Genomic DNA, 17,448 nt, shown 5'->3' on the forward strand with positions numbered 1-17,448 from the left:
CGTCAGTGTTCGCTCAACTGCGCGATGATCTGCCGCGCCACGTCCGCCACCGACAGGCCGCCGTCCATCGCGGCGCGTTGCAGGCGTTCGTGGGCGGCCTGCTCGGTCAGGCCATAGCGGCTGATCAGCAGCAGCTTGGCGCGGTCGATGCGCTTTCTTTCGTCCAGCGCGCCGCGCACGCTGGTCAGCGCGTCGTCGGCGCGCTGCATGCGCAGGGTCTGCTCGCGCATCATGTCCAGGATGGACCGTTCCAGCTCATTGCCCACGCCGTCCTCGGGCGGCACGTCCAGGATGCGGCTCTGTACGCTGAACACCAGGCTGGGCGCACGGCCGCTGGCGTGGTCGGTGTAGCGGCTGAGCAATAGGCGGCGGTCGTCGAGCTCCTGGCGGGTCTCGGCGATGCGCCGGGCGCACTGCTGCGCCAGTTCCTGCGCCAGCTGCGTCTCGACGTTGCGCATGGCGTCGATGCGCGCGGTGCACAGGTCGAACCACAGCTCGGCCAGGCCGCCGTCGACGCGTTGCGCGTCCGACGTGTGCTGCGCCATGTCGCGCATGCGCTGCACCGGCTGGGCCTGCTGCTGCACCAGGTCCCAGGCCTGGAGCGGCGCGCCTTGCGCGTATTGGGAAAAGACGCTGAAGCTGCGCGCCTGGTTGGCCGCCAGGCCCAGCATGCGCGCCTTGCGCGCTTCGTCGAACCAGCCGGCGGTAAAGCCCATCACGCCGCAGGCGCGCTCCTGGCCGCTCAATTCCTTGCCCTGCATGAAATTCAACAGCGCCACCAGCAGGCGCGTGACGCCCGGGTCCAGCGACGAATCGGCGGCTTCGAACACCACCGCCAGCAGGCTGCCGATGACCTGCGTGAAGCGCACGTCGGCGTCTTCGACCGGCACGCGACGGTCGCGGACCGCGCGGCGCAGGCCGGGCAGTTCGTCCAGGCGCAAGAGCGCGTAGGCGATGCAATTGAGCAGGCGCGCCCGCCCGCTGCCGGCGGCAGGGTCGGCTTCAAGGCCGTCCAGAAAGGCGCGCACGTCGGCTTCCACCGCTTCGGCGTCGCTCGACAGGCTGGCGAGGGCGGGCTGCAGCCGGTCTTCGGCGCTGCACAGGGTCAGGTTGGAATAGCCGCGCTCCTTCTGCAGGGCGTGCACCAGGGCGCTGATGCGCAGCACCAGGTCGCAGGTGGCGGCCAGGGCTTCCAGGCCATGGAGCTCGCTGCGGCGGGCGGCGAGCAGGAAGCGCAGCGGCGGCGGCATGTGGCGTTCAGCCATCGGAATCTCTATGCGGTGAAAAGCGCGATGTCAATCGGAACCTCAGGCCATGCGGCGCGGCAGCGGATCGGCGTCGGCCTTATCGTCCAGGAGGCCGAAGATCCGGCAGGCGGCGACCTCGCCGATGACCAGCACGGCGGGACTGCGCAAGCCGAAGGCCTGGGCGTCCCGGGCCATGCCGGCAAGCGTCGATGGGCAGAGCCGCTGACCGGGCAGGGAGGCGCGCTCGATCATGGCCACCGGCGTGTCGGGCGCCATGCCGGCGGCCAGCAATTGGCTGCTCATGTCATGCACCTTCGCCACGCCCATGTACACCACCAGGGTCGTGCCGCTGCGCGCCAGACCCGACCAGTCGGGCGTCGCGCCGTCCTGGGAATGGGCCGTGATGAGTGTAACGCCCTGGGCCATGCCTCGCTGTGTCAGCGGAATGCCGGCGGACGTGGCCGCGGCCAGCCCGGCGGTGATGCCGTTGACGATCTCGCAGGCGACGCCATGGTCGCTGAGCCATTGGGCTTCTTCGCCGCCGCGTCCGAAGATGCACGGGTCGCCGCCTTTCAGGCGCGCCACGCGCAGGCCCTGGCGCGCGTAGCGCAGCATCAGGCGCTGGATGAAGTCCTGCGGGGTGGAGCGGCAGCCGCCGCGCTTGCCCACGCGCACGATGCGCGCCCGCGGGCAGTGTTGCAGGATCTCCGGGTTGACCAGGTCGTCGACCAGGACGACGTCGGCGCTGCCCAGGGCCTTGACCGCCTTGAGGGTCAGCAATTCCGGGTCGCCGGGACCGGCGCCGATCAGGGAGACGGTGGGGTTCAGGTCGGGCATGGGCGCCTCGGTTCAGGGGTTGAAGGCAAGGATGACGATCACGATGGCCAGGACCAGGCACAGCCCTTTCCAGAAGGCCACCGGGTTGCGTTCCAGCAGGGGCAGGCGCTCGCCGGCGCGCACGTCCGCCGGATGGCGCAGCGCGTGCGTGAACTCGGAAAGCTCGGGCGTGCGCAGTTGCGGATCGGGATGCAGGGCGCGGCTGAGGACGCTGTCGACCCAGGCCGGGATCTCCCGGTCGCGGTCCAGTACCGATACGTAGGCCAGGCGCAGTTGCGCGGCCCGGCTGCGCGCGCGGGCCACGTCGGCGCCATAGGGCAGGCGCCCCGACAGCATCTGGTAGAGGATCGCGGCCAGCGAATAGATGTCCGAGCGCGTCGTGCCCGCTTCGCCCAGAAAGTACTCGGGCGCCGCGTATTGCGCGGTGCCCAGCACGGGCATGGGCTCGTCGCCGTCCGCGCCCCGTTCCTGGATCCCGGCGGTGCGGGCCGACCCCAGGTCGATGATCTTGGCCGTGCCGTCCGGCGTGATGAGAATGTTGTCCGGGCGCAGGTCCTGATGCACGATCTCGAGCCGGTGAAAAGCCTGCAGGCCCCGGGCGATCTGCTCCACGATGGCGATTGCCGGCTCCAGCGCCGGGCGCGGGTTGGCGGCCATCCATTGCGTCAGCGTGCAGCCTGCGATGTATTCGCTGACGGTGTAGAGCGAGCGGCGCGTGCGCGTGCGCGGCCAGGCGCGCACCACGTGGCGGCTGTCGATGCGGCGCGCAAGCCATTCCTCGGTCAGGAGACGCTCCAGGTAGGCCGGATCGTGCCGCAGGTCCAGCGACGGGATCTTGATGACCACGGTGTCGCCGCTGTCGAGGTCCTCGGCCAGGTAGACGTGGCTGCGGCTGCTGGCGCGCAGTTCGTCCGTGATGCGAAAGCCTTCGAACACCTGGCCCACGTCCAGCAGGGGCGGACAGGGCAGGCTGCCGGAATACTGGGCCATTTCGCCGGCCTGGCGGGCGGGCAGGGCGTCGACACGCACGATCTGCATCGTCAGGTTGTCGTCGCTGCCGCGTTCCTGCGCCAGCTGAACCAGGGCGCGGGCGGCATCGTCCAGGTGGTCGCGGTGGGCGGCGACGGCGTCGCGCAGGTCCTGATCCGTGACGTGTTCGTACACGCCGTCGGTCGCCAGCAGGAATACGTCGCCTGCTTCCACCGCCTGCGTGTGGTAGTCGATCTCCAGGTGCGGCGCCAGGCCCAGCGCGCGGCCCAGGTAGCTCTTGTCGTGGGCGACCCAGACGCGGTGGTCTTCGGTCAGTTGTTCCACGGCGCCGTCGCGCAGGCGGTAGATGCGCGCATCGCCGATGTGCAGGATGTGCGCGGTGGCGCCCTTGAGCACCATCACGCTCATGGTGCAGACATAGCCGCTGTCCTGGTCCTGCCCATGGCGCTGGCGGCTTTGCGAATGGAGCCACGCGTTGGCCGCGCTTAGCACCTTCTGGGCCGATTTCTTTACGGACCAGGTTTCGGGCGTGCAGTAATAGTCTTCCAGGAAGCTCGCCACGGCGGTCTCGCTGGCGATGTGGCTGACGTTGCTGCTGCTGATGCCGTCGGCCAGCGCGATGGCGATGCCCTTGGCGCCCAGCAGCGGCTCGCCCGGCACGCACAAGCCGTGGAAGTCCTGATTCACGGACTTGACCCCGGGATCGGTGTGCTGGCCCACCGCCACCTTCAGCGAGGCGGCGGGCGCGATGGGCGTAGGGCTGTCCATGCGCAAGAGGCGATCAGACGAAGCGGCGCTTGGGCGCGGTCTTCATGTGCGTCGTGTAGAGCGTCAGGCCCGTCAGCGAGATGCCGCCGATCAGGTTGCCCAGCACGACCGGATTTCGTTCCAGATCATGTAGTCCATGATCGAGAAGTTGCCGCCCATGATCATCGCGGACGGGAACAGGAACATGTTGACGATGGAGTGCTCAAAACCCATCGCGAAGAACAGCATGACCGGCATCCACATCGCGATCACCTTGCCGCTGACCGTCGTGGAGATCATGGCCCCGACCACGCCCAGCGACACCATCCAGTTGCACAGCACGCCCCGGATGAAGATGGTCAGCATGCCGCCCGCGCCGTATTCCTTGTAGCCCAGCGTGCGGTTTTCGCCGATGTGCGAGATGACCTGTCCGACCTTGTTGGGCGGCACCGAGAAGCCGTAGGTGAAGACGATGGCCATCAGGACGGCCACAGTCAGCGCGCCCAGGAAATTGCCCACGAAGACCAGCCCCCAGTGCTTGAGGATGCCGCCCACCGTGACGCCCGGGCGCTTGTCGAAGAGCGCCAGCGGCGTCAGCACGAAAACGCCGGTCAGCAGGTCAAAGCCCATCAGGTACAGGATGCAGAAGCCGACGGGAAAGAGCGCCGCGCCCAGGATGGGCGATTCGGTCTGCACCGTGACGGTGACGGCGAAGACCGCGGCGATCGCCAGGATGGCGCCGGCCATGAAGGCGCGTATCAGGACGTCGCGGGTCGCCATGTAGAGCTTGGATTCGCCCGCATCCACCATCTTGGTGACGAACTCGGAGGGAGCTAGGTAGGACATGTTGTTTCCTGTTGCTGTGCTGATGTTTGAAAAGAACCCGGTGGCGCCCGTCAGGCGATTTCCACCGCGTCGCCGTTAAAGCGCGCCTGCCACGTCCGCAGGCGTTGGTCCGGGTACTGCACGCAGCTCCCGTCCGCCAGGCGGAAGTGCTGCTTATAGAGGGGAGACGCCACGACCACGTCGCCGGCGAGCTGGCCGACGATGCCCCGGCCGATGACGTTGGCGCCGGATTTCGGATCGCGGTTGGACACGGCGTAAAGGGTCTGGCCTTCGGCGTCCGGCAGGTAGAACAGGGCGACCTGGGCGCCGTCCACCAGCGTGACGACGCCGGAGTTGGCCACCAGGTCCTGGCGGTGGCAGGCGTGGCGCCAGGCCTGCGTTTCAGCGTTGTGTGCGGACATCAGGCAATCTCCTCGGCAATCGGGATGACGCGCTGGGCGGCGCGCGCCGGGGCCGGCCGGGGCTGGCCGCGTTCCTGCACGAACTGGATGTCGGGGTCGCCCTGGCTGTCGTTGACGAAGGTGCGGAAGCGCTTGAGCTTTTCCGGGTCGCTCAGGGCGTTGGCCCATTCGCATTCGTAGCGGTCCACCACCAGTTGCATCTGCGCCTCCAGTTCGGCGGCCAGGCCCAGGCTGTCCTCGATCACGACCTGCTTCAGGTAGTCCAGGCCGCCTTCCAGCGATTCGCGCCACACGGACGTGCGCTGCAGCTTGTCGGCGGTGCGGATGTAAAACATCAGCAGGCGGTCGATGTAGCGGATAAGGGTGGCGTCGTCCAGGTCGGTGGCGAACAGTTCGGCGTGGCGCGGACGCATGCCGCCGTTGCCACACACGTACAGGTTCCACCCGTTTTCGGTGGCGATCACGCCGATGTCCTTGCTTTGCGCCTCGGCGCATTCGCGGGTGCAGCCGGACACGGCGAACTTCAGCTTGTGGGGCGCGCGCAGGCCCTTGTAGCGATGCTCGATGTCCAGCGCCATCTTCACGCTGTCCTGCACGCCGTAGCGGCACCACGTGCTGCCGACGCAAGACTTCACGGTGCGCGTGGACTTGCCGTAGGCATGGCCGGTCTCAAAGCCCGCGGCGATCAGTTCCGACCAGATGGAAGGCAACTCGTGCAATTGCGCGCCGAAGAGGTCGATGCGCTGGCCGCCGGTGACCTTGACGTACAGCTTGTACTTCTTGGCCACGGCGCCGATCGCGATCAGGCCGTCGGGCGTGACCTCGCCGGCGGGCATGCGCGGCACGACCGAATAGGTGCCGTTCTTCTGCATGTTGGCCATGAAGGTGTCGTTGGTGTCCTGCAGCGGCACCAGATGCGGGTCCTGGATGGGGCGGTTCCAGCAGGACGCCAGGATCGAGCCCACGGCGGGTTTGCAGATCTCGCAGCCCACGTGGCCGCGACCGTGGCTGGCCAGCAGTTCCTCGAAGGTCTCGATACCGCCCACGCGCACGATCGCGTATAGCTCCTGGCGTGTATAGGCGAAGTGTTCGCACAGGCTCTTGTCCACCGCGACGCCGCGGCTGGCGAGTTCGTGTTCGACCACCTGCTTGAGCAGGCCGGCGCAGCCGCCGCAGCCCGAGGCCGCCTTGGTGCAGGCCTTGACGCTGCCCAGGTCCGTACAGCCGCCGTCGATGGCGTCGCAGACGGCGCCCTTGCTGACGTTGTGGCAGGAGCAGATGGTGGCGGTGGCGGGCAACGCGTCCACGCCCAGCAGCGGCGCGCCCTGGCCTTGCGGCAGGATCAGGCTGGACGGGTCCGCGGGCGGCGCGATGCCGTTCTGTGCGTATTGCAGCAGGGTGTCGTAGTAGCTGTTGTCGCCCACCAGGACCGCGCCCAGCACGCGCTTGCCGTCGCCGGAGACGACCAGGCGGCGGTAGCTGGAACCGGCCTCGTCGATGTAGCGGTAGCTGCGCGAGCCGGGCGTCGCGCCGTGCGCGTCGCCGATCGAACCGACGTCCGCGCCCAGCAGTTTGAGCTTGGTGGACATGTCCGCGCCCGAGAAGGGCTGCTCGGGCGCGCCGCACAGCTCGGCGGCGACGATGCGCGCCATCTGGTAGCCCGGCGCGACCAGGCCGAAGATGGTGCCGTTCCACGACGCGCATTCGCCGATGGCGTAGATGTTGGCGTCGCTGGTGAGGCAGCGCTCGTCGATGGCGACGCCGCCGCGCTCGGCCAGCGCCAGCCCGGCCTTGCGCGCCAGGAACACCTGCGGGCGGATGCCGGCCGAAAATACGATCAGGTCGGTATCCAGCGGCGCGCCTTCGGCAAAGCGCATGCGGTAGCGGTACTGCGTGCCGGGCTTGATGTCCTGGGTGGCGCGCGACAGATGCACGCCCACGCCCAGCGCCTCGATGCGCGCCTTGAGCGCCGCGCCGCCGGCGTCGTCCAGTTGCACGGGCATCAGGCGCGGCGCGAATTCCACGACGTGCGCCTCCAGGTTCAGCGACTTGAGCGCATTGGCCGCTTCCAGTCCCAGCAGACCGCCGCCCACGACCACGCCGCGCCGTGCCCCGCTGGCCGCCTCGCGGATCAGGTCCAGGTCGTCGATGCTGCGGTACACCAGCCGCGACGTGCCCTCGGCGCCCGCGATCGGCGGCACGAAGGGATAGGAGCCCGTCGCCAGCACCAGCTTGTCATAGGAGGTGCGGCCATTGGCGGTGATGACCTCCTGCGCGTGGCGGTCGATCTCCAGCACGGGTTCGCCCAGGCGCAGGCTCACGCCCTCCTGTTCATAGAGCGAAGCCTCGCCCAGCGCCATGGATTCGGCGTCGCGGCCGTTGAGGTATTCGGACAGGTGGACGCGGTCGTAGGCGCGGCGGGTCTCTTCGCCGAAAACGGTGATGCGATAGCGCTCGAGGGCGCCGCGGGCGATCAATTGCTCGACGCAATGATGGCCCACCATGCCGTTGCCGATGACAATCAGCGTCTGCAAGGAATCGGATATGGCCGCTGCATTCATGGGATTTCCCCGGGGCTTGGATGTCGGTTTTCAGAAGACAAAAGGCGCCCTGGACCTTGCGGTCGGGGCGCCATTGCCGGTACTGCTCGAATTGTCTTGGCGGGTTCGCACCCGCACACGACATATCAAGCAAAGTCCATGCCAGGAATGTCGAAAGGCGATATTGCGGCCAGGTTTCCCTTGCGATTCATAGGGAAGGACGGGGGCAGCAGCCCCTCAAAGCCCCTTGCGCGGCGGCGGCCGCGGCCCGCTCGGATGCTTCGTATCGGTGCATATCCGCGTGCGGCCTGCACCCGTTTGGCGCACCGCAACATCACGGCGGGCCGCCGTGGCGGCCGGTTTCAGGCAAACGCCGCCTGTACAGCCGCAAACGCGGCGGCAACCAGCGGGTCCTCGCGGCGCGAGGCTTGCGTGATGAACGAGAGCTCGGCCTGGATCGACAGCCCCTTCACCAGTTGCAGGCCGCTGGCCTGCGATTCCCGCAGCGCAATGGCGTCCCGCGCCAGGGACAGCCCAACACCCGAGCGCACCAGGTCCAGCATCGAGGCCTCTTGGTCCACCTCGGCCACCGCATGGGGCGCGATCCCCAGCGCGCCGAACTTGTCGGACAGCAGGCGATGGTGCACGGAGTCGGGCGGCGTCCAGATCCAGGGCAGCGCCGCGATGTCAGCCCAACCCCGGCCCGCGACTTGCGCGCTCCAGCCCTTGGGCGCGACCACGTAATAGGCGAACGAGGCCAGCGGCTGCGCATGCAGCCCCGGCGGGTGGCCGTCCCGCGGCTGGCTGTCCCGTGGATGGCCGCCCCGTGACCTGCCTTCCGGCGCCTGCGGACCCAGGAAAAAGCCCACGTCCAGTTCGCCGGCGCGCACCTGGCGGCCGACCGATCCCGACATCCCGTGGCGCAGCGTCGGGCGGATCTTGGGATAGTGCTCAACCAGGTATTGCAGCGTGGCGCCCAGCCGCAGAAACTCGGGATCCAGGATGGTGCCCATCCGCAGTTCGCCCTGGACGGTGTCGCGCAGGGCGCCAATGGCGCGCTGGAAATCGTCCAGGGCGTCCAGCACCCGCAGCGCCGGCGGCAGCAGCGCCCGCCCGTCCGCGTTGGGCGCCAAGCCCTGGGCCGTGCGCGAAAAAAGCGTCAGGTCCAGCGACTCCTGGAAGTTCTTGAGTTGCAGGCTCAACGCGGGCTGGGTCAGGTGCAGGTGCTCGGCCGCCCGCGTCAGGTTGCCTTCGCGCGCAACGGCGGCGAACGTGCGGATGTGCTTCAGGTCCATGGCGTGTTTTGGTAAGGGGCAGCGGGGGAAGGCAATTGAGCCTTGGGGAATCGAGCCTTGGCATTGAGCCCTGGCAGTCAAGCATTATTAAAGGCGCTTATAAAGTGCTTTTCAACATTTCATTGGACAGCCGCGACAGGCTGCGCCAGAGTCATGGCAGATTCCCGCTGCGCGCCCGGCGCCGCAGCCGGGGCCAGCTCACCGCGCGGACGCCCTGGACAGGCCCGCGACTAGATAAGAAGAGCTTATGGAGACATACGACTACATCATCGTGGGCGCGGGCTCGGCCGGCTGCGTGCTGGCCAACCGGCTGAGCCGCGATCCCGCCGTGCAGGTGCTGCTGCTGGAGGCCGGCGGGCGCGACAACTACCACTGGATCCATATCCCCGTCGGCTATCTGCATTGCATCGGCAACCCGCGCACCGACTGGATGTACCGCACGGCCGAGGAACCGGGGCTTGGCGGCCGGTCCCTCATCTATCCGCGCGGCCGCGTGCTGGGTGGATGCTCGTCGATCAACGGCATGATCTACATGCGCGGCCAGAAGCAGGACTACGAGGACTGGGCCGCGCTGTCGGGCGACCCGGCCTGGAGTTGGGAGCAGGTCCTGCCGGTCTTCAAGCGCAGCGAGGACTACCACCGCGGCGCGGACGAATTCCACGGCGCGGGCGGGGAGTGGCGCGTGGAATCCCAGCGCCTGCGCTGGGACATCCTGGAAGCCTTCGCCGCCGCGGCCGAACAGGAAGGCATTCCGCGCGTGCCCGACTTCAATCGCGGCGACAACTTCGGTACCGGCTACTTCGAGGTCAACCAGCGCAGCGGCTGGCGCTGGAATACCTCCAAGGCCTTCCTGCGTCCGGTGCGCAGGCGCCCGAACCTGCACGTCATGACCGGCGCCCTGGCCGAACAGCTTGAATTCGATGCCAAGCGCTGCGTCGGCGTGCGCGTCAACCGCGGCGGCCGCGCCTTGTCGCTGCGCGCGCGGCGCGAGGTCGTGCTGGCCGCCGGCGCGGTGAACTCGCCCCACCTGCTCGAGGTCTCGGGCATCGGCGAACCCGCGCGCCTGCGCGAAAGCGGCATCATCTTGCGCCACGCCTTGCCGGGCGTGGGGGAGAACCTGCAAGACCACCTGCAGTTGCGGGTCATCATCAAGGTGAACGGCGTCAAGACGCTGAACCGCATCGCGTCCACGTGGCTGGGCAGGGCGGGCATCGGGCTGGAATACCTCGTAAGCCGCAGCGGCCCCATGAGCATGGCGCCATCGCAGTTGGGCGCATTCGCCAAATCCGATCCTGGCCAGGACCGCGCCAACGTCGAATTCCACGTGCAGCCGCTGTCATTGGGCGCATTCGGCGAGCCCCTGCATGGTTTCGACGCCTTCACCGCCAGCGTCTGCAATCTGCGCCCCACCTCGCGCGGCAGCGTCCATGCGCAAGGGCCTGCGGGCCAGCAGGGCAGCGAAGCACCCGTTATCCGCCCCAACTACCTGAGCACCGAAGAAGACCTGCGCGTCGCGGCGGACTCCATCCGCCTGGTGCGCCGCATCGCCGCCGCGCCCGCCCTGCAGCGTTACCAGCCGCAGGAGTGGCTGCCGGGCCCGGCTTTCCAGACCGAAGCTGAACTACGCCAGGCCGCCGGCAAGATCGGCACCACCATCTTCCATCCCGTCGGCACCTGCGCCATGGGACGGGACCCGGACGGCGGGGCCGTGGTGGACGCGCGGCTGCGGGTCCACGGCCTGCAGGGACTGCGCATCGCCGACGCGTCGATCATGCCGCTGATCACGTCGGGGAACACCAACTCCCCGACAATCATGATCGCGGAGCGGGCGGCGGAGATGATTGGGGAAGAGGCGGGAGGGGGGCGGGGTTAATGCGGTAATTCCCGGAAGCGGAGCCTTGTTCAAAAGGCCGGAAGGGCGGTGCAGCCCAACAGACGATTCGCGCGTTTCCGCTATTCCTCTGTCGGTGCCGGTGTGCCGGGGGGCGGTAGCAACGGGCCGCCTCGACTATTCGAGCAGGCAATGGCCCCAGCGCATCCCGGCGAAATCCAGGGCGGTTCAACGGTTGCCGACTTTACGTGCCCGCGTTAATGCGCAGAGCGGATTCGAGCGTGACCTCGTCCTGTGGATCGCCGTCTTCAAAGCACTGAACTGATAAACCGGCAAACGTCGTCTCAAGCAAGAGAAGCAGGTCGACCGATCTAAAATTGACTTCCAGCCAGAGCGAATTTTGTCCTTCCTTGGTAAGCCGAATGTCATACTCGGCCAAGGTATTCAGTTGTCGGTCTTTAAGTAGGACTCGATCGCACTGCGCACCGACGCAGGCCGCAGAAGCCATCAATGCTTCCATTGCGCGATTTGCAGAGGTGCTATCGGGAAATACTAATCTGTATTCATAACTCATGATCCGTGCGGCCTTCCTCTGACAGTGGGGAAATCGCGGGGGTTTCGAATGCCAATGTGAGTCTCATTGGGATTTAAAGATACCGCGCCGTGATCGTTGAGCTCCAGTTTGCTAATGTGAATAGGATTGTTCAGGGCCCGTGCATGCGGAAGCGAATGCCAGGGAACGGGTTGCCCCTATCCGTTATTAAGATAGGCGGAAATCTTACATATCCACGCTGACTTGCCCCTCAGCCTCGCTTCCGTCTCTCCGTGCAAAACAATTTCGAGGTCTTGGTTGTCACTTGAAGAAATTGCAAAGCTACACTTATTCCCAGTTCCAAATTTACTAAGTTGAACAGAGGTTAGAGGGGAAATCGAAAGCTCAACTTGAATTGTGTTGAACTTTGACCATTTCAAAGGCGGATTATCGGGAAATTCCTGCAAATCCAACGTTAGTGACGCAGTTGGTCCATTCCAATCCAGCTGCAATTTATGGAGGTTTACCTCAGAAAATGTAGGAAGGTACCCATATATACGGCGTAGTCCTTCGCAATTTTGCAGGAAAAATTTATCCGAATGCATTTTCTTTAATAGGGATAGTGAGAAAAGGTTCCGTCAACCGAACCGGTTCGAGTGTTGCTGATTGGCCTAACGTTGAAATGCGGGCCCTGATTCCCTATACCCTCGGCGCCGAAATCGTGACCGGCGCCATGATCCTGAATCACAACGACACTGCCATCAGATCGTCGATACTGATATTCGCGGGTCAGGATGGGTTTATTTCCGCACATAACTTGGCAGCCCCTGGTAGTCATCGGTACACGAACAATCGAATCAGGTTGCTGTGACATTGGAATCCCAGCATCCCTTTTCGCGTTCCTAAAAGCACCGCTACGACCTGCCAGCCCCAACGGATCAACCCACCCCACCGGGTTATCCGCATACTGATAAACATTCAGCCCACCCGCAAACCCGATCGGATCCTTCGCAATGAACCGTCCGATCTGGGGATCATAGTACCGATGCCGGTTGTAGTGCAGGCCCGTTTCCGGGTCTAGATATTGCCCCTGGAATCGGATCGGATTACGGATTCCGGCCACGCGGGCAGCTTCCGTGGTGGCTTCTTTTGCTAAACCCCACGCTTGGTAGTGCGTGCTCCAAACTATCTCGCCTTGCGCGTCGGTCAGTTCCTGGGGTGTGCCAAGGTGATCGCAGTGATACCAGGCCATGGCATCCACCGGGTCCGGGTCGGGCGAGGTTGTCCATAGCGGGTCCTGATCGATGTCATAGGCATCCGCGTAAGCCGGTTGCTGATGCAGCAGCACGGGCTTGCGGCTGATTGCCTGGACAAGCGGCACGAAGCTGCCGGGTTCGTAAAGGTAGTGCGTGGTCTGATTGTCGGCGCCTTCCCATGCCAGGGTGTCGCCATCCCAGCCGAATAGCGTCGTGCAGCAGCCCATCGCGCGGTTCACGCGGGCTTGCTCTTCCTGGCGCTGCGCGGGTGTCATGCCAGGCCGTTCGCGCCAGTGCGCTTCGGACTGCTTGAGCAGGCGGCGGCCCAGCGCGTCGTGCTGGTAGCTCACTTGCAGGCGGTCGTTGCTGTAGCCCGTCAGGCGATTGAAAAGGTCCCACTGCAGGCGCGCACGTTGGCCGTTGTGCAGCTTTTCAACGAGGTTGCCGCGCGGGTCGTAGGTGTAGTGGGTGCCCGCGTATTCGCGCAGCAGGTTGTCCAGGCGCGCGGAGCGCTGGCGGTAGGTGTAGACGGGGCCGGCCATGCCGAGGGTGCTGGCGTGCGCCGGGTCGCTGGACGGGTCGAGGAGATTGTTGGCCGGGTCAAAGGCGAAGGTTTCCTTGCCCAGGCTGCTGGTGGCTTCGAGTAGACGTCCCACCGGGTCATAGCGATACGCCAAGGGGCCGCGGCGGCTGTCCTGGATTGCTTCCAACTGGCCCGCCGCATCGTAGCGGTAGCCGCGGTGGATCAGGCGCTGCGCGCCCCGCGCGATGCTCTGCGCATTCAACCGGCCCAGCGCGTCCCACGATTGCGTCTGCGCCAGGCCATTGCCTTGTATGCGCGTGGTCTCGCGGTGCAGGTCGTCGCGTTCGATGCTGACGAGCTCATGGTCGTCGAACATCAGGCCGTGGACGTGGCCAGAACCATAGGTCAGCACGTTGACGCGATGACCGTCCGGGCGGCGCGTGGCGATGCGTTGGTTCAGTTCGTCGTACTCGTGCTTCCAGACCGCCACGACTGGCTGCGCCAGGGCCAGATAGTGCTGATGTTCGCGGATCAGGTTGCCGGCGGCGTCGTGGAACCATTGGAGCCGGCAGGCGGCGTTCTCGGCGAGGATCAGGCGGCCGTTGCCGTCGTAGGCGTACCGCTCTGTCTGCGCCTCGACGCGAACCGGTGCTGAGCGTGTGGACGCGGGTGCTGACGTTTGCGTGGCCGTCTGCGCCGACGTACGCGCCGCCGCTTGCGCTGACGGCGCATACGGCCGCGCCAAACGTTGGGTCACGCGCCCCAGTGCGTCGAACGTGAACTCGATGACCCGGTCGCCATCCTGCGCAGACAGCAACGTGCCGCTGTCCGCGTCGTAGCGATATCGGGTGGCCAGATCATCGAAGCCTCGCTCCTCGAGCAGTCTCCCGGCCGGGTCATAGACGAATCTCGCCTGCCGGTCGTTCTCGTTGGAGAGCGCCGTAAGCCGACCCAGCTTGTCCCATTCGTATTGGAGCGTCCGCCCCGCCGCGTCCAGGCGCTGGGCGAGGAGCCCCGCGCCGTTGTACGTCCATTGCGTACGCCGGCCCAGCGCGTAGATGTGGGCCAGCAAACGCCCCTCGGCGTCGCGCTCGAAGTGTTCGACCGTCTGGTCGGGGTGCGTGACGTGAGCCAGGTGCCCGGCCTCATACCCGTAGCGGGTGACGTTGCCCGCCGCATCGGTGTATTCACGCAATTGGCCGAGGTCGTCATACACCCAGGCGCTGCGCTTGCCCGAGCAATCCGTGTACTGCGTGAGCAGTCCCGCGGCGTTGTAGGCCAGCAGTTTCTCGCCACCCCGAGCGTCCCGGATCGCGACGGGATTGCCCGCCGCGTCATAGGCATATTCGGTCTTGTTTCCCAGCGGATCGGTGGCTTCGGTCAAGTAGCCGCGCGGGCTGTAATCGCGTTGCCACAGGCCGCCTTCGGCGTCGCGGATCTTGTAGAGCTGGTCCTGGTCGTCGTAGGCGTAATGTTCGGTGCTGCCGTCGGGCCGGATGTGTTTCAGCAGGTTGCCGCGGTCATCGTAGTCGTAGCGGTCGATGCTGCCATCAGGATGCACGTGTTGCGTGAGGTTCTTCGCCTCATCACGATAGAACCACTCCGACAGGCCGTCCGGATGCACGATGCGGTAGGGATAGCCGAGGATGTCGTAGTAGTAGCGCGTGCGGTGGCCCAGCGCATCGGTCACCGTGGTCTGCCGGATCTGGCTTGACCATTCCAGCCGCAACGCGAAAGTGCCGTCGTCCGCCCATTCGTGGATGGCGCGGGCGTTGGGGCCATCGCCGTCCCATTCCAGGTTGATGCCGCGTTGGGTGCGGTCGGTGTAGCGGGTCAACAGGTGATGCCGGTACTGGTAATGCCATTGCGCGCCATGCGCGTCTTGGGCGAGCGTCAGGTCGCCGGCCTCGCCGTACTCATAACGCGCCAGTTGCCGCTGGCGCTTGCCGTCGGCAATCTGCCAAAGCGCGGCGATTCGGCCGGCTTGGTCGCTTTCCAGGCCGACATGCTGAAGCGCTTCGTCGTCCTGGTAGGTGACCAGGTCAGAGAGAAGCTGGCGGCCGTGGACCTCGTGTTCGTAGTGCAACGAGACGCGCGCGCCGCCCCGCAGCTCGATATGTATCAGCCTGAAGCCCGGTCCGTGGCGGCGGTACGTCTCGGTGCGGCGATACCCCTGGGCCAATCGCACCTCGTCGGCCGACGTTCTGACCAGTGTCAGATTTTCGATCGGGTCGTAATGGGACTGTCCTGGCAGGGGCAAAGGATAGTCATGGCTGCGCCCATCTGCGCCGTGGTAGCGCAAGGCATCTGCGTCCAGGGGCCCGGACACCACATCGAAGCGGGTCGTGAATTCGTTGATCCAGCGCGCGCCTATCGGGCCCGCGTCATACGCATTCAGGTCGGAGCGGTACGTGCGCGCCCATCGCAATTCGAACGGGCCGGGCAGCACCAAATCGGTATGGGTGAGGGTTTCGGCCCCGCGCGCGAACGTGATGCTGTTGCACGAGCCGCAACCGCTGCCCGGCTTGGGGTCCGCCTTGGCCGGGGCCTGGCGCCGGATGGCGTCGGTCTCAGCGCCGCTCGTCTGGCGCGCCGCCTGGCTGGTTTGGTCGGGACGCACGTTGGCCGAGCGAGAACCTCCCAGACGCTTTCTTGCGGCCATGGCCTGCACAAGCTGCGCGAGCATCCAGCCGATACTCTGCTGGGTCCCCGCGTCCGTCAGCTTGAGGATCTGCGTCTTGATCCGGGGTGCAAGACGCTTTAGCTGCGCGCCGATCTCCAACACATTCAGACGGAAGGACTCGGACATGACCAGTTGGCCGCCTCGCCCCGCGCCATCCTTCACGACGCCGGACGCGAGGCTGCCAAGCGCGCTCCACAGATTGGGGTGAGTGAACATCCCCAAGGTGCTGACCGAGCCGTCGTTCATCAGCGCCTGCAGTTTCTGGTCGGCTGCCCGATAGTCCTCGGCGGCGCCAAACTCGCCGTTCGCCAGCCGGATCAGGCCATCGCCCAGGCTATGGACGATCCGCTCGCCCGTGTCGGCCGCGGCGGCGAGGATATCGTTGAGCCGGGCAATCGTGCCTTGAAGAAACGTTTGCAGGTCACCCCTGAAGCTGGCGCTCAAGTTGTTTTCCAGCGTGGTGATCAGGACCTGGCTGACGCCCGCCATGCCGCGGGTCATCAATTCCTGGCGGGCGCTGTGCAATGCGGCGCGCAGACTGCTGCGTATCATTCCGTAGCCTACCGCCGCCGGCACGACACCGATCAGGTCGATGCCTAGTCCAACCCAGTCGAGCACCATCACTTCCTGCCGCGTCAGCATCTGGGTGACGTCGTTGGCGACATCGACAAGCGCCATGATGTTGGTGATGACCGGAATCGCGCTGGCGACTTGGGTCAGCCGTTCCAGGGTGATCCAGTTGTCGCTGATGCTGCGCAGCCAGGCGTCGAACGCAGCCGCGCCTTCCTGGACGTCCCGCACCTCGATGGTGTTGCGCGGTGCGACGACCACGCTTGCCGCCACTGCGCCGATCATCAAAAATCGCGCCGCCTGCAAGCCAGTCTTGCCGGCCTCGGAATTCGCGAGGCTGCGCATTTCGTGCACACCGTAATCCCATCCTTGGGAGATGGTTTGCCATGGTGTTCCGATGACGGTGTCCCACTCTTGCGGCGTGTAGTTCGGGGGAAGGCGGGAGGCACTCGGTGTGCCGGGAGGAGGGGTCATGAGGGCTGTCTCACAAGTAGGCGAGGTGGTTCCGCGACAAGGGCGTGATGCGCTATGGATGGGGGGCTTATCGGTGAGGCGCGGCGTCAGCCGCTGAGCGACTTGGCCAAGGCGGGCGTCGGCGGCTGTTCGAGCTCGGGCGCGGAACCGGGCAATATCTCTTTCGCTGGGCTTGCGCCAGGCGTGCGCAATGGGGCTGAGGTCTCCGCGTGCACTGTGTCATCCAGGTGGCGAGCGAGTGCGCCGATGGCTCGCACCACCTGTCTCGCGTCCTGTACCGCGTTGGCGCGGGCGTTGGCCGTGGCATGCAAGGTTCGCGCCAACGCCTGGACCGGGGCCGGTATCACGCCCACCGCGCGGGCCGGCCACGGCTTGGCGCCCATGAAGCTGCTTTCGGCCCAGGGGTCGTTCGGGTCCTTGCCGAAACTGACGCTCGCGGGCCCGGGCGCAGCGCCCGTCACCGCGGCGAATCCCTGCCCGTCGAGCGTGCCTTTGATGCGGCGCCCCATGGCGTCCTCGACCTCGAACGGCGCGTTCGCAATGCCCAGGCCGCTGAGATACCTGTTGAACAATTCCAGGTTCCCCTTGGATGGCTTGGGCTCATCCGGAAACGTCCCGGCCTGGCTCTTGGGTCCGGTGAACCGTGCTCCCGCCGAATGCACCTTGTACGCGCCAC

Annotated in this window: 10 protein-coding genes and 2 pseudogenes; 1 reads left to right on the forward strand and 11 read right to left on the reverse strand. The window is 66.0% G+C overall.

What is annotated here, in order from left to right:
* Positions 1–2: 2 nt before the first annotated feature.
* The 7 genes and pseudogenes from BMW75_RS15090 to BMW75_RS15120 form a co-directional block, all read right to left on the reverse strand.
* Entirely contained in the window at positions 3–1,265 is a 1,263-nt protein-coding gene (locus tag BMW75_RS15090) for a nitrate- and nitrite sensing domain-containing protein (protein ID WP_092580384.1), read from the reverse strand.
* A gap of 42 nt (positions 1,266–1,307) precedes the next feature.
* Positions 1,308–2,084 (reverse strand): uroporphyrinogen-III C-methyltransferase, encoded by a 777-nt coding sequence (gene cobA, locus BMW75_RS15095; protein ID WP_217646947.1) that lies wholly within the window; start codon positions 2,082–2,084, stop codon positions 1,308–1,310.
* 12 nt (positions 2,085–2,096) lie between these two features.
* Positions 2,097–3,842, reverse strand: a complete 1,746-nt coding sequence (locus tag BMW75_RS15100; protein WP_092580432.1) for a bifunctional protein-serine/threonine kinase/phosphatase — start codon at positions 3,840–3,842, stop codon at positions 2,097–2,099.
* Between the two features lie 13 nt (positions 3,843–3,855).
* Positions 3,856–4,667 (reverse strand): annotated as a pseudogene (locus tag BMW75_RS15105) (formate/nitrite transporter family protein).
* Positions 4,668–4,717: 50 nt separating this feature from the next.
* Positions 4,718–5,068, reverse strand: a complete 351-nt coding sequence (gene nirD, locus BMW75_RS15110; RefSeq protein ID WP_092580385.1) for a nitrite reductase small subunit NirD — start codon at positions 5,066–5,068, stop codon at positions 4,718–4,720.
* Positions 5,068–7,629, reverse strand: a complete 2,562-nt coding sequence (nirB, locus tag BMW75_RS15115) for a nitrite reductase large subunit NirB (protein ID WP_092580387.1) — start codon at positions 7,627–7,629, stop codon at positions 5,068–5,070. Before nirB ends, nirD begins: the two co-directional genes overlap by 1 nt.
* Positions 7,630–7,970: 341 nt before the next feature.
* Positions 7,971–8,903, reverse strand: coding sequence for a LysR family transcriptional regulator (locus BMW75_RS15120; RefSeq protein ID WP_092580389.1), 933 nt, complete (start codon positions 8,901–8,903; stop codon positions 7,971–7,973).
* Positions 8,904–9,150: 247 nt separating this feature from the next.
* On the opposite strand from BMW75_RS15120, the gene BMW75_RS15125 reads away from it, so the two are divergent.
* Positions 9,151–10,776 carry a GMC family oxidoreductase gene (locus BMW75_RS15125; protein ID WP_092580391.1) on the forward strand — a complete coding sequence of 542 codons (1,626 nt, stop codon included), beginning with the start codon at positions 9,151–9,153 and terminating at the stop codon, positions 10,774–10,776.
* A gap of 202 nt (positions 10,777–10,978) precedes the next feature.
* On the opposite strand, the gene BMW75_RS15130 is transcribed toward BMW75_RS15125, so the two are convergent.
* The 4 genes and pseudogenes from BMW75_RS15130 to BMW75_RS29455 all read right to left on the reverse strand — a co-directional run.
* Positions 10,979–11,254: a hypothetical protein gene (locus BMW75_RS15130; RefSeq protein WP_254792020.1), complete on the reverse strand. Its 276-nt coding sequence runs from the start codon at positions 11,252–11,254 to the stop codon at positions 10,979–10,981.
* 230 nt (positions 11,255–11,484) lie between these two features.
* The gene (locus BMW75_RS29970; RefSeq protein ID WP_092580395.1) at positions 11,485–11,871 is read right to left on the reverse strand and encodes an Imm50 family immunity protein; all 387 of its coding nucleotides are present in this window, start codon (positions 11,869–11,871) and stop codon (positions 11,485–11,487) included.
* 5 nt (positions 11,872–11,876) lie between these two features.
* The gene (locus tag BMW75_RS15140) at positions 11,877–16,772 is read right to left on the reverse strand and encodes an RHS repeat-associated core domain-containing protein (protein ID WP_254792021.1); all 4,896 of its coding nucleotides are present in this window, start codon (positions 16,770–16,772) and stop codon (positions 11,877–11,879) included.
* Between the two features lie 86 nt (positions 16,773–16,858).
* Positions 16,859–17,448: pseudogene (locus BMW75_RS29455) on the reverse strand (type VI secretion system tip protein VgrG); the annotation flags it as partial.

The organism is Achromobacter sp. NFACC18-2 (genome assembly GCF_900108985.1).
Classification (GTDB): domain Bacteria; phylum Pseudomonadota; class Gammaproteobacteria; order Burkholderiales; family Burkholderiaceae_B; genus Achromobacter.

Excerpts from the sequence above, each read along its gene's own strand:
- BMW75_RS15090 (WP_092580384.1), bottom strand. The coding sequence starts at position 1,265 with ATGGCTGAACGCCACATGCCGCCGCCGCTGCGCTTCCTGCTCGCCGCC.
- cobA (WP_217646947.1), bottom strand. The coding sequence starts at position 2,084 with ATGCCCGACCTGAACCCCACCGTCTCCCTGATCGGCGCCGGTCCCGGC.
- BMW75_RS15100 (WP_092580432.1), bottom strand. The coding sequence starts at position 3,842 with ATGGACAGCCCTACGCCCATCGCGCCCGCCGCCTCGCTGAAGGTGGCG.
- nirD (WP_092580385.1), bottom strand. The coding sequence starts at position 5,068 with ATGTCCGCACACAACGCTGAAACGCAGGCCTGGCGCCACGCCTGCCAC.
- nirB (WP_092580387.1), bottom strand. The coding sequence starts at position 7,629 with ATGAATGCAGCGGCCATATCCGATTCCTTGCAGACGCTGATTGTCATC.
- BMW75_RS15120 (WP_092580389.1), bottom strand. The coding sequence starts at position 8,903 with ATGGACCTGAAGCACATCCGCACGTTCGCCGCCGTTGCGCGCGAAGGC.
- BMW75_RS15125 (WP_092580391.1), top strand. The coding sequence starts at position 9,151 with ATGGAGACATACGACTACATCATCGTGGGCGCGGGCTCGGCCGGCTGC.
- BMW75_RS15130 (WP_254792020.1), bottom strand. The coding sequence starts at position 11,254 with ATGGAAGCATTGATGGCTTCTGCGGCCTGCGTCGGTGCGCAGTGCGAT.
- BMW75_RS29970 (WP_092580395.1), bottom strand. The coding sequence starts at position 11,871 with ATGCATTCGGATAAATTTTTCCTGCAAAATTGCGAAGGACTACGCCGT.
- BMW75_RS15140 (WP_254792021.1), bottom strand. The coding sequence starts at position 16,772 with ATGACCCCTCCTCCCGGCACACCGAGTGCCTCCCGCCTTCCCCCGAAC.